Origin of the sequence: Nonomuraea sp. NPDC046570, assembly GCF_040645915.1 — a bacterium.
In the GTDB taxonomy this organism is placed as follows: Bacteria; Actinomycetota; Actinomycetes; order Streptosporangiales; family Streptosporangiaceae; genus Nonomuraea.
This window is the reverse complement of record NZ_JBEYZF010000001.1, coordinates 336,872-348,539: the sequence shown is the minus strand read 5'-3', so window position 1 is coordinate 348,539 and position 11,668 is coordinate 336,872. Positions and strand designations below refer to the sequence as shown.

The 11,668-nt window shown below is 69.6% G+C and carries 13 protein-coding genes; 9 read left to right on the top strand and 4 right to left on the bottom strand.

Features of this window, described 5'->3' with window-relative positions; genetic code table 11:
- The first annotated feature begins 19 nt into the window (after positions 1 to 19).
- The 3 genes from ABZ911_RS01650 (at position 20) to ABZ911_RS01640 (ending at position 2,857) form a co-directional block, all read left to right on the top strand.
- Positions 20 to 1,603, top strand: a complete 1,584-nt coding sequence (locus tag ABZ911_RS01650) for an acyl-CoA carboxylase subunit beta (protein ID WP_358050352.1) — start codon at positions 20 to 22, stop codon at positions 1,601 to 1,603.
- Positions 1,600 to 1,800 (top strand): acyl-CoA carboxylase epsilon subunit, encoded by a 201-nt coding sequence (locus ABZ911_RS01645; protein ID WP_358050349.1) that lies wholly within the window; start codon positions 1,600 to 1,602, stop codon positions 1,798 to 1,800. Before ABZ911_RS01650 ends, ABZ911_RS01645 begins: the two co-directional genes overlap by 4 nt.
- Positions 1,801 to 1,906: 106 nt before the next feature.
- Positions 1,907 to 2,857, top strand: coding sequence for an NYN domain-containing protein (locus ABZ911_RS01640; RefSeq protein WP_358050346.1), 951 nt, complete (start codon positions 1,907 to 1,909; stop codon positions 2,855 to 2,857).
- Here ABZ911_RS01640 and ABZ911_RS01635 read toward each other — a convergent pair.
- The gene (locus ABZ911_RS01635) at positions 2,831 to 3,817 is read right to left on the bottom strand and encodes a winged helix-turn-helix domain-containing protein (RefSeq protein ID WP_358050343.1); all 987 of its coding nucleotides are present in this window, start codon (positions 3,815 to 3,817) and stop codon (positions 2,831 to 2,833) included. The two genes, ABZ911_RS01640 and ABZ911_RS01635, sit on opposite strands and share 27 nt — an antisense overlap.
- Positions 3,818 to 3,869: 52 nt before the next feature.
- Between ABZ911_RS01635 and ABZ911_RS01630 the strand changes: the two genes are divergently transcribed.
- From ABZ911_RS01630 to ABZ911_RS01610, 5 genes are all read left to right on the top strand, one after another.
- Positions 3,870 to 5,066, top strand: coding sequence for an MFS transporter (locus ABZ911_RS01630; RefSeq protein WP_358050340.1), 1,197 nt, complete (start codon positions 3,870 to 3,872; stop codon positions 5,064 to 5,066).
- 100 nt (positions 5,067 to 5,166) lie between these two features.
- Positions 5,167 to 6,672: a DNA-3-methyladenine glycosylase 2 family protein gene (locus tag ABZ911_RS01625; protein ID WP_358050337.1), complete on the top strand. Its 1,506-nt coding sequence runs from the start codon at positions 5,167 to 5,169 to the stop codon at positions 6,670 to 6,672.
- Positions 6,669 to 7,169, top strand: coding sequence for a methylated-DNA--[protein]-cysteine S-methyltransferase (locus tag ABZ911_RS01620; RefSeq protein WP_358050334.1), 501 nt, complete (start codon positions 6,669 to 6,671; stop codon positions 7,167 to 7,169). The genes ABZ911_RS01625 and ABZ911_RS01620 overlap by 4 nt, the downstream gene beginning before the upstream one ends.
- Positions 7,170 to 7,212: 43 nt before the next feature.
- The gene (locus ABZ911_RS01615; RefSeq protein ID WP_358050331.1) at positions 7,213 to 8,094 is read left to right on the top strand and encodes a hypothetical protein; all 882 of its coding nucleotides are present in this window, start codon (positions 7,213 to 7,215) and stop codon (positions 8,092 to 8,094) included.
- Between the two features lie 2 nt (positions 8,095 to 8,096).
- Entirely contained in the window at positions 8,097 to 8,348 is a 252-nt protein-coding gene (locus tag ABZ911_RS01610; protein ID WP_358050329.1) for a hypothetical protein, read from the top strand.
- A gap of 53 nt (positions 8,349 to 8,401) precedes the next feature.
- Here ABZ911_RS01610 and ABZ911_RS01605 read toward each other — a convergent pair whose 3' ends face one another.
- Positions 8,402 to 9,571 (bottom strand): MFS transporter, encoded by a 1,170-nt coding sequence (locus ABZ911_RS01605; protein WP_358050326.1) that lies wholly within the window; start codon positions 9,569 to 9,571, stop codon positions 8,402 to 8,404.
- 101 nt (positions 9,572 to 9,672) lie between these two features.
- On the opposite strand from ABZ911_RS01605, the gene ABZ911_RS01600 reads away from it, so the two are divergent.
- Positions 9,673 to 10,113 (top strand): MarR family transcriptional regulator, encoded by a 441-nt coding sequence (locus tag ABZ911_RS01600; protein ID WP_358050323.1) that lies wholly within the window; start codon positions 9,673 to 9,675, stop codon positions 10,111 to 10,113.
- On the opposite strand, the gene ABZ911_RS01595 is transcribed toward ABZ911_RS01600, so the two are convergent.
- Together ABZ911_RS01595 and ABZ911_RS01590 are read right to left on the bottom strand one after the other, a co-directional pair.
- Positions 10,103 to 11,020 carry a hypothetical protein gene (locus tag ABZ911_RS01595; protein ID WP_358050320.1) on the bottom strand — a complete coding sequence of 306 codons (918 nt, stop codon included), beginning with the start codon at positions 11,018 to 11,020 and terminating at the stop codon, positions 10,103 to 10,105. The genes ABZ911_RS01600 and ABZ911_RS01595 overlap by 11 nt on opposite strands.
- Complete coding sequence (locus ABZ911_RS01590; RefSeq protein ID WP_358050317.1) at positions 11,017 to 11,637, bottom strand: hypothetical protein; 621 nt, start codon at positions 11,635 to 11,637, stop codon at positions 11,017 to 11,019. The genes ABZ911_RS01595 and ABZ911_RS01590 overlap by 4 nt, the downstream gene beginning before the upstream one ends.
- Positions 11,638 to 11,668 lie beyond the last annotated feature (31 nt).

The window sequence follows — 11,668 nt, the reverse complement described above, 5'->3', positions numbered from 1 at the left end:
GACGGTTACTCTGTGGGGCATGAGTGCGCAGCCCTCCGAACCCGAGATCGACATCCACACCACCGCGGGCAAGCTGGCCGACCTGGAGCGCCGCCTGGACGAGGCGATGCACGCGGGCTCCGCGCGCGCGGTGGAGAAGCAGCACGCCAAGGGCAAGATGACCGCGCGGGAAAGGGTTCTGGCCCTGCTCGACGAGGGCTCGTTCGTGGAGTTCGACGAGTTCGCCCGGCACCGCTCGACCATGTTCGGCCTGGAGGAGCGACGGCCGTACGGCGACGGCGTGATCACCGGCCACGGCACGATCGACGGACGCCAGGTGTGCGTCTTCTCACAGGACGTCACCGTGTTCGGCGGCTCGCTCGGCGAGGTGTACGGCGAGAAGATCGTCAAGATCCTGGACCTGGCGGTGAAGACCGGCTGCCCGATCATCGGGATCAACGAGGGCGGCGGCGCGCGCATCCAGGAGGGCGTGGTGGCGCTCGGCCTGTACGCGGAGATCTTCAAGCGGAACGTGCGCGCCTCGGGCGTGATCCCGCAGATCTCGCTCATCATGGGCGCGGCGGCGGGCGGGCACGTCTACTCCCCCGCGCTGACCGACTTCGTGGTCATGGTCGACCAGACCTCGCAGATGTTCATCACCGGCCCAGACGTGATCAAGACGGTCACCGGGGAGGAGGTGACCTTCGAGGAGCTGGGCGGGGCGCGCACGCACAACACCAAGTCGGGCGTCGCCCACTACCTGGCGAGCGACGAGGACGACGCGCTGGAGTACGTCAAGGCGCTGCTGTCCTACCTGCCGTCGAACAACCTCGACGAGGCGCCGCTCTTCGACGCCGCCACCGACCTGGAGCCGGACGCCGGGCTCGACACGCTCATCCCCGACTCCCCCAACCAGCCGTACGACATGCACCGGGTGATCGAGCACGTCCTGGACGAGGGCGAGTTCCTGGAGGTGCACGCGCTGTTCGCGCCGAACATCGTGGTGGGTTTCGGTCGGGTCGACGGACAGCCGGTGGGCGTCGTCGCCAACCAGCCGATGCATTTCGCAGGATGTCTTGATATCGACGCTTCTGAGAAGGCAGCTCGATTTATCCGCACTTGTGATGCTTTCAATATCCCAATCCTGACATTTGTAGATGTCCCGGGATTCCTGCCCGGAACTGATCAGGAGTGGAACGGAATCATCCGCCGCGGCGCCAAGCTGCTGTACGCCTACGCCGAGGCGACGGTGCCGCTGATCACGGTGATCACCCGAAAGGCGTACGGCGGCGCCTACGACGTCATGGGGTCCAAGCACCTGGGCGCCGACATCAATCTGGCCTGGCCGACCGCGCAGGTCGCGGTCATGGGGGCGCAGGGCGCGGTGAATATCCTCTACCGGCGCGAGCTGGCCGGGGCCGGGGACCCGGACGCCGAGCGGGCCCGGCTGGTGACCGAGTACGAGGACACGCTGGCCAACCCGTACATCGCGGCCGAGCGCGGGTACGTCGACGCGGTGATCCGGCCATCCGAAACCCGAGCTCAAGTGGTCCGATCCCTGCGGGCACTGCGAAACAAGAGGGCCTCGCTCCCGCCGAAGAAGCATGGGAACATCCCGCTGTGAAGTCATACTTGCGAGTGGTGCGTGGAGAGGCGACCGCAGAGGAGATCGCCGCGTTGGTGGCCGTGCTGGCCGCGCGGGAATCCGAAGCGGAGCGCCCTGCCGTACAAAAGGTCGAATCGTGGCGAAACCCGGCGAGAGGCATGCGTAAGCCCCTCGCTCCCGGGAAGCTTGGATGGCGTAACAGTGCTCTGCCGTAGATAGATCCCGGGAAACGGGTGTCAACTTCTCCGGGACTTGGGAGGATTTAGAAAAGTAGGGCTATATAGTCAGCCGATCAACTAGCGCCGCGGCCTGGAGGACGACATGGCCATCCCAGACCTCACGCCGCATCCTGTGGCAGCGAAGTACGCCGTCCTGGTGGACGTCGGTTATCTCTACGCAGCCGCAGGTGAAGTGCTGCTGGGTGCGAAGGAGCGCAAGGAATACCGGGTTGCCGCCGACGAACTGATCCAGAGTCTGCAGAAACACGCGGAGCAACGCATTTCTGGAGAGCTGCTGCGGATCTATTGGTATGACGCCGCCCGTGACCGTGTGCCCACCGTCGACCAGCGCGTCATCGCCCAACTGCCCTGGGTCAAGGTGCGGCTGGGCAACCTGAACGCCCGCGGCCAGCAGAAGGGCGTGGACGCCCAGATCAGAAGTGACCTGGAGGCCCTGGCCAGGCATCACGCGGTGACCGACACCATCCTGCTGGCGGGCGATGAGGACATGGTGCCCGCCGTGGAGGCCGCGCAGGCCTACGGTGTGCGGATCCACCTGTGGGGCGTCGAGCCGCCTTATGGCACGAACCAGGCAGAGCGCCTCGTATGGGAGTCCGACACCGTTGAGGTGATCAAGGCCGAGTTCCTCAGCCCCTACTTCAGCCGGGCGCCGCAGCCCGTTCCGGTCACCCCGCCGAGCAGTGTCGCGCCCTCTCCGGCGCAGGTCTTCGCCGGGCGTACCGCGGTCACCCCGAAACCGCACGTCAAGCCCGGCCAGGTGGCCAAGCTCGGGCCAAGCAGGCCGCGGGTGGAGGACGTGGGCGAGCACGTGGCGCAGAAGTGGATCCTCACCCGTGGCCGGGACAACATCCGCGACCTGCTGCCGGGGCCGATACTGCCGACGGTCATCGACACCGAGTTGCTCATCGAGGCCGAGAAGGAGCTGGGGCACTCGCTGCGGCCCTACCCCGAGGCCAGGGTGTGGCTGCGGGACGGGTTCTGGGCGCGGGTGTACCGCGAGTTCGACCTAGGTGTCGGCGTCTCGTCCAAGTAGCGCCTCGGCGATGGCCGTACGCGCGTAGAGCACCTGGCGGCCGGTGCGGTGCGCGGTGCACAGGCCCGCCCGGCGGAGCGCGGTGAGGTGCTGGTTCGCGCCCGGCGCGGACAGGCCGGTGCGCAGCGCCAGGTCGCGGGTGGAGGCGGGCTGGTCGAGTTCGGCCAGCAGTATCGCCCGCGTCCGGCCGAGGACCGCCGCCAGCGCCTCGGGCGGTTCGGCGCCCGAGCGCTCCCACAGCGTCGCGATGCCGCGCGGCGGATAGCGGACCGTGGGCTGCCAGGGCGGCACGGTGACGGAGAGGATCCGCGGCCAGGCGAACACCGACGGCACCAGCAGCAGCCCGAGCCCGCGCAGCGGGCGCACGCCGGAGAAGTACGCGTTCGGCAGCCGCAGCGTCTGGTCCTCCCAGGTCACCTGCGGGTCCAGGTCGGCGAGCATGCTGCGCAGGCCGCCCTCGACCAGCCGCCTGGCGCGGTAGAGCACGTCGCCGCCGAGCAGACCGCCGATCCTCGGCCAGTACGGCTCGATCGCCGCCGCCCAGTAGCGCCTGATCTCCTCGGCCAGGCGTTCCAGCCCCCGCTCGGGATCGGCGTACAGGGCGTCGAGGCGCTTGGAGCGCGGCACGCCCCACGCGTCCAGGTCGGTCCTGACCAGGTGGGCCAGCGAGCGCATGGTGGCCAGCTCCACCTCCAGGTCGGGTACGGCGATCGACGGCGGCGGGCAGACGAAGCCGACGATCGACACCGTGGGCACCGGCACGAGGTCGGACAGCAGCTCCCAGTGGACGCCGGCCAGCCGTTCGCGCGCCTGCTCGGCCCACGGTCTGAGCAGGGCGTGCGCCGCCGGGTTCTTCACCACCCTGACGCTGGCGACGACCTCGCCGAGCGGGGAGATCGCGAACCTGGTGTTGGCGACGTCCTGGGCGGTGAAGGTGAGTTCGAGGCCGATCGGATTCACTCCTCACTTAATCAATACGGGCTGATCCCGATATTTCAGGATTGTGGCCTGCATGACAACTGTGACGCTGCGGAACGGGGACTTCCGCAACCTGTACCTCTCGGCGGCGGTGAGCGCGTTCGGCAGCCAGATCAGCTACGTGGCGCTCCCCCTGATCGCCGTCACCGTCCTGAACGCGGGAGCGGGAGAGGTCGGTCTGCTCAGCGGGCTCGGCACCCTGGCCGTGCTGGTGGTCGGCCTGCCCGCCGGAGCCTGGGTGGACCGGGTCAAGCGGCGGCCCCTCATGGTCGCCGCCGATCTGGCGCGCGCCGCCGTACTCGCCTCCGTGCCGCTGATGTGGTGGCTCGGCGGGCTCAGCATGATCCAGCTCTACCTGGTCGCCATGCTCACCGGGATCGGCACGCTCCTCTTCGACGTGGCCGCGCAGAGCATCGTGCCCCAGGTGGTCGGCAGGGACCGGCTCACCGCCGCCAACTCCCTGTTCGTGAGCACGAACGCGGCCATGGACATCTCGGGCCGCAGCTTCGCCGGCGTGCTGGTGAGCGCGGTGGGAGCGCCGGTGGCCATCGCGCTGGACGCGCTCACCTACCTGTGGTCGGCCGCACTGATCGGAAGACTGCGCCCGGCCTCCACGCCGCCCGCCGCCGGCGAGCGGAAGATCGCCGAAGGGCTCCGGTTCGTCTTCGGACACGAGGTGCTGCGGCCGATCCTGATCATGGGGACGCTGGCCAACCTGGGCTTCCCGCTGTTCTCGGCGCTGCTGCCGGTGCTGGTCGTGGGGCAGCTCGGATTCCCGCCCTGGGTGCTCGGCCTCTACCTCGCCGTGGGCGGCGCCGGGGTGCTGGCCGGGTCGGCGACGGCGCACCTCGTCGGGACCTGGCTCGGCAGAGGGCGGGGCGTCTGGATCGTCAGCCTGGCGACCACTCCCGCCGCGCTGATCGTGCCGGTGCTCGGTGAGGGACCGTGGATCTGGGTGTCGGCACTCGCCTGGTTCGCCCTGACGTACCGGACGGGGATCAACAACGTGCTGCTGGTCAGCTTCCGGCAGGAGGTCACGCCCGACGCGATGCTCGGGCGGATGACGGCCACCATGCGGCTGCTGCTGATGGGCGCGGTCGGGATCGGCGGGCTGCTCGCCGGGCTGCTCGGTGAGGCGTGGGGGGTCAGGGCGGCCATGTGGGCGGGCGCGGCCTGCGCGGTGGCGAGCCTCGTCCCGCTGTACTTCTCCCCGCTCACCCGCAAGGTCTGATTCCCGCTACTTGATACCTTTGACCTGCTGACCTATGGTTTCACGGCAAGGTCCGATTCCCGCCAGTCGAGGGTACGGCGACCCGCATAGGCTCGAAACCATGACGACCACCGGTGATCTCGACTTCGACGCCTGCTACCGCGCGGTGTCCGCCAGGGACGCCAGGTTCGACGGGCGTTTCTACACGGCGGTGACCTCCACCGGAGTCTACTGCCGCCCCATCTGTCCCGCCCGCACCCCGGCCTCCCGCAATGTCCGCTTCTACCGGCTCGCCGCCTCCGCCGAGGCGGCCGGGTTCCGGCCGTGCAAGCGGTGCCGCCCCGAGCTGTCGCCCGGCGATCCCGGCTGGGACCTGCGCGGCGACCTCATCGGGCGGGCGCTGCGGCTGATCGACGACGGCGCGGCGGACGACACGGGCGTGGCGGGGCTGGCGCGGCGGCTGCACATCACCGAGCGGCACCTGCACCGGCTGTTCGTCACCGAGCTGGGCGTCGGGCCGCTGGCGGTGGCCAGGACCAAGCGGCTGCTGCTGGCCAAGCAACTGCTGACCGAGACGGCGCTGTCGGTGACGGACGTGGCGTTCGCGGCCGGGTTCGGGAGCGTACGGCAGTTCAACGCGACCATGCGGGAGACGTACGGCTTCACGCCGAGCGAGCTTCGCGCCACGGCGGGCGGGCTCCGGCTCGAACGGAAGAACGGCCGCGTCTCCGCCACCGTGTCCTCGCTCAGCTCCACCCTGAGTTCCGTTTCGGGTTCCGGCCCGGACCTCCCGGGCGCCCCCGCGACGCTCAGGTTGCGGCTGCACCGGCGGGAGCCGTACGACGTCGGCGGGGTTCTCGCGTTCCTCGCCGCGCGGGCCATCCCGGGGCTGGAGCAGGCCGGGCCTGAGCAGTACAGCAGGGCCGTGCCCGGGGGGACGATCACGCTGACGCCGCAGCGCGACCACATCGCGCTCGACGTCTCGGTGGCCGACACCCGGCAGCTCGCCAGGATCGTCGCCCGCTGCAGGCGGCTGCTCGACCTCGACGCCGACCCGTCGGCGATCGCCGAGGCGCTCGGCGAGACGTCGCTGGCCCCGCTGGTCGCGGCCAGGCCGGGGCTGCGGGTGCCGGGCACGTTCGACGGGTTCGAGCTGGCCGTGCGCGCGGTCGTCGGGCAGCAGATCTCGGTGGCGGGCGCGCGCACCCTGCTCGGGCGGATCACCACGCGGGCCGGACGCCTCGTACAACCGGACGGCGGGCCGCTCACCCACCTGTTCCCCACCCCCGAGGAACTCGCCGAGGCCGACCTCGACGGGCTCGGACTGACCACCCGCAGGATCGCGACGCTGAAGGACGTGGCGGCGCGGATCGTGGCGGGCACCATCGACCTCGACGGCGGCCAGGACCCCGCCGGAGCCGTTGCGGGACTGCTGGAGGTCCCCGGGATCGGCCCGTGGACCGCCAGCTACATCGCCCTGCGCGCGCTCCGGGACCCGGACGCCTGGCCGGACGGCGACCTCGTGCTCACCAAGCGCATGGCCGGCCTCGGCATCCCGCACGACCACATCGACCGGTGGCGGCCCTGGCGGGCCTACGCCGCCCTACACCTCTGGAGTGCATCATGATCGACGCCCAGATCATCCCGACCCCGATCGGCCCCCTGTCCGTGCTCGTCCGCGAGGGCGTCCTGGTCGCCGCCGGCTTCACCGCCGACCCCAAGGAGATGTTCGTACGGCTCACGCCGCACCTGCAGGCCGAGGGCCTGAGCGTGGTGGACGACCTCGGCCTGGTGTCGAAGGCCGTCAACGCCTACTTCGCCGGAGACCTCGACGCCCTGGACGCCGTACCCGTGGAACAGCCGGGCACGGCCACCAGGAAGCGGCTGCACCAGACGTTGCGCGAGGTCAAGGCGGGCACCACGGTGTCGTACGCCGAACTGGCGGAGCGCGCGGGAATGCCGCGAACGGCGGCACGGGCCGCGGGCTCGGCCTGCGCCCAGAACCTGATCGCACCGTTCGTCCCGTGCCATCGCGTGCTGCCGAGCACGGGCGGGTACGGCGGCTACTACTACGGCGTACCGGTCAAGGAGTGGCTGCTCGCCCACGAAGCCGGGACCTTGTGAAACTCTCCGTCATCGCTTGGCAACTGTTGGTAATGTTCCGAACATGCCTTCGGTTGATCACGAACTATTGATTCAAGCGTTCCGCGACTCCCCGTCCTTCGCTGCCGCCCTGCTGGGCGATGTGCTCGGTCTGCCGGTGCCGCCGTACAAAGAGGCGCGCCTGGAGTCGGGCGAGTTCACCGACAGCATTCCGACGGAGTACCGGGCGGACGCGGTGGTGGTGCTGGCGGCGGACCATCCTTTGCTGGCCGTCGTCGTGGAAGTGCAACTGGGGCGGGACCCGGGCAAGCACTGGAGCTGGCCGGTCTACCTGAGCACGCTGCGCGCGCGCAAGAGGTGCCCGGCCGTGCTCCTGGTGCTCTGCCTGGACTCACCGACCGCCAACTGGTGCTCGACACCGATCGACCTCGGACACCCCGACTGGGTGCTGAAGCCGATGGTCGTCGGGCCGGACATGGTGCCCCTGGTGCTGGACAGCGACCAGGCCAAGCAGGAACCGGGCCTCGCCATGCTCTCGGCGATCGCCCACGGAGACTCCCCGGCCGGAACCAAGGTGGTGGAGGCGTTCTACAACGCCCTCTCCGCCCTGCCCGAGGACCAGGTGCCAATGTACGCTGATTACGTACTCAAGAAACTACGCACGGTTGCCGCCCGCACGCTCTTGGAGGAACTGATGGCCACCGGGACCTACGAATACCAGAGCGACTTCGCCCGCAGGTATTACGGCGAAGGGAAGGCCGAAGGTGAGGCCGAGGGGAAGGCCGCAGGGAAGGCTGAGGCAGTTCTCACGATCCTGGAGGATCGCTCTGTCCCTGTGTCGGAAGAAGCGCGAGCGCGCATCGTCACCTGCACGGACCTCGATCAGCTCGACGCCTGGCTGCACAAGGTGATCAAGGTATCGAACGCCGACGAGCTCTTCGACTGACAATGGGCGACTTTCGCAGCGATTTCGCTCGCAACGACTACTATCACGGCTACGCCGCCGCACTTGCCGCCATCCTCGCCATCCAGCACGCCGAGAACATGTCGAAAGCCATCTTCCTCGTCCTGCGTGACCGGCTCATTCGCGTCCCGCCGGAGGCCGCGAGAGAGATCTTCGAGTGCAGGGATCTCGAGCGGCTCAGGTGCTGGCTCGAACTGTCCGCCTGCGTGGAAAAGGCCGAAGAACTCTTCCACTGATCCCAGGCGGTCACACCACCGCGAACCCGTCAAGAGGAGGCGGGTTTGCGGTGCTAAGCCATGACCTGTCGTACCCGGGCGTGGTGTTTGGTGTGGAGGGTGGTCAGGGTGGTGAAGGCGAGGGCGGTCAGGCCGAGGAGGGTGGCGGTCCAGGCGGGGGCGGTGAAGCCGAGGCCCGCGTTGATGGCGAGGCCGGCGAGGTAGGAGCCGAGGGCGTTGCCCAGGTTGAAGGCGCCGATGTTGACGGCCGAGGCCAGGGTGGGGGCGCCGGCGGCGGCGTCGAGGACGCGGGTCTGCAGGGGAGGCACCAGGGCGAACCCTGCCAGGCCGAACAGGAAGATCGTGATGACGAACGCGATCTGGTGCGCGGCGACCAGCGCCAGGACGGCGGCGGAGACGGTGAGCAGGCCGAGTGAAGCGTAGATGGCGGGCATCACCGCGCGGTCGGCCAGTTTGCCGCCGAGCAGGTTCCCGGCCACCAGGCCCACGCCGAACAGACCCATAACCAGCGGCACCGCCCCGGCGGAGAAACCGCCCACCTGCGTCATCATCGGCGCTACGAAGGTGATCACGGTGAAGACAGGCGCGAACCCGAGCACGGTCATGCCGAGCGCGAGCCATACGACGCCCTGCTTGAAGGTGGCCAGTTCGCGCAGCATGCTCTGCCCTGAGGGGCGCGGCTGGCGCGGCACCAGGAAGGCCACTCCGGCGAGCCCGACGACCCCGATCACCACGACGGCCCAGAACGCCGACCGCCACCCGAACGCCTGCCCGAGCGCGGTCCCGAACGGCACGCCGAGCACGTTGGCCAGGGTCAGCCCGGTGAACATGAGCGCGATCGCGCTGGCCCGCTTCTGCGGGGCGACCAGCCCGGCCGCGACGACGGCGCCGACGCCGAAATAGGCGCCGTGCGAGAAGGCGGCGATGATCCTGCCCCCCATGAGCAGGCCGTAGTCGGCCGCGAGCGCGGACATCAGGTTGCCCACGATGAACAGGACCATCAGGCCCAGCAGCATGGTCTTGCGTTCCAGCCGCCCGCCGAGCAGGGTCAGCAGGGGCGCGCCGACGAACACGCCGAGGGCGTACCCGGAGACGAGCAGGCCCGCGGTGGGGATGCTGACACCGAGGTCGCCCGCCATTTCGGGTAGGAGACCGTTGATGATGAACTCGGTGGTGCCGATGCCGAAGGCGCTGATCGCGAGTGCGAACAGGGCTAGAGGCATGGGAAGTCTCCTCGAGTAGGATAGGAAGCCGATAGACAGCGTAAGCATTAATTGCGCACGCCGACTATGTGACCATACATGCATGTCGAGGAAGGTGTCACATGCCCCTGCCCGATGACGCCGTCGAGGCGCGCGCCCAGGGCTGGCGCACGCTCGCGGCTCTGCACTCGAAGATCGAGGACAGGCTGGAGAAGGCCCTGCAGTCCGGATACGACCTGAGCGTGAGCGAGTACTCGGTGCTCGACGTGCTGGTCCGGCAGGACGGCTGGCACATGCGCATGCAGCAGCTCGCCCGCGCGGTGGTGCTCAGCCAGAGCGCCACGACCCGCCTGGTCACCAGGCTGGAGTCACGCGGGCTGCTGTCGCGCTACCTGTGCGAGGACGACCGCAGGGGCATCTACACCGAGGTCACCCCGGCCGGGCGCGGCCTGCTCGACCAGGCCAAGCCGGTGCACGACACCGCGCTGAAGGAGGCACTGGCCGAGGCGGCCGAGATCCCCGAGCTGGCCCCGCTGGCGGCGACGATCGAGGCTAGGGTCTGACGTTGCTCTGCACCTCGCCCACGGGCACGTCCCTGGTGGCGCCGACCTCCACCGGGTCGTAGGCGAACGGCACCACGTCGTCCTCCACCTCGACCGGCCAGACGGTGGTCACGGTCAGCACGTACACCTCGCGCGGCTGGTCCGCGGACGCCCGCAGGTACCGCACACCACAGGTGAACTGCCCGCCCTTGGTGTACGGCCTGCCGCCGGCGCCGCACTGCTCGCGCACCTCGGCCCGGTCCGCGGTGGTACCCGCGTCGATCTTGATCTCGTCGAGCCTCGCGGTCACCGTGGCGCTCATCACCCCAGGGATGGAGGCCGTGACCGAGCGCCTGGTCTGCCCGGTGCCGTCGAGCCAGACCCAGGTGGGCAGGTTGACGTAGCTCTTGGCGTCGGGGTTCAGCTTGATCCTGGGCTCCGGGACGGTCAGCGCGGCGCGGGCGATCTCGGCCAGTTCGGTCAGGGTGATCCCGGCCGGGGGGGTGGTGCCCGGCGGTACCCAGACGAACAGGTCCAGGTCGCTCCAGCAGGCCGTGCCGTTCGGGTCGGCCTCGTTGTACGCCGGGGTCCACCAGCGGCCCGGCTTGCCCACCTTGTCCTTGAACTGCTTGAGGAACGCCTGGAACTGCTCCTCGGTGCCGTTCGGGTTCATCCGGAACCAGTAGGCCCTGACGTCCTCCTGCGTCTTGAGCATCTCGGCGGCCTCGGGCCCCGGCTCGTACCAGCAGGGGCGTTTGAGGCGGTAGCCGTCGGTCTTGCCGCCCTTGAGCCCGTTGCCGGTGATCACGATCTTGGAGTTCTCCAGTCGCACGCCTGCCGTACGGCCGTCCTGGAAGCCCTCGCCGCGCGGGCCGCCCGGGTCGAGCAGCAGCAGGCCGGCGGTCACAACCGAGATCAGGCGGTTCATCGGGCGCATCCCTTCGCGCGTTCGTCTGTCAGGGTCGCGTGGCGCAGACCCTTGACCCGCCACACGCCGTCGTCACCACGACGGACGACCATGGCCTGGAGGTACGGCTCCCGCGTCCACACCGGCTGGCTCGGCACCGCCTCGCCCGTCCGCGTCGAGACCAGCACCAGCCCCGACTCGTCGACACAGGCGTCCACCTGGGCTCCATCACCCACGACCGCGCTCACCGTCATCGCGTAGACCCTCGCCGAGCCGCGCACCGTACGGCCCTGGCTCACGAACCCGCGTACCCAGGTGTACGCCTGCCTGCCCGCCGGGTCCTCCACACCGGCCAGGTAGCCGTCGTCATCCCCCTTGGTGACGACCGCCTTCCACGACTTGATGTACAGGTCGGTGAAGACCTTCAGCAGTTCGGCGTCCTGCCCCACCGGCCGTTCGACCAGCACGTTCAGCCGTGAGCCCACGCGGATGGTCTCCACGACCGGCGAGGGCGCGGCCGTCGGGGCGCTCGGCCCGGCCGACGCCCCCTGGCGCGGGGTGAAGGGCCGATCGGCGCCGGTGGCCGCGCACCCCGCGACCAGCACGAGCGCGGCCACCGGTGCGATCAGCCCTCGCATGCGGGTCACGCTAGGGCTCGCACTCTCACCG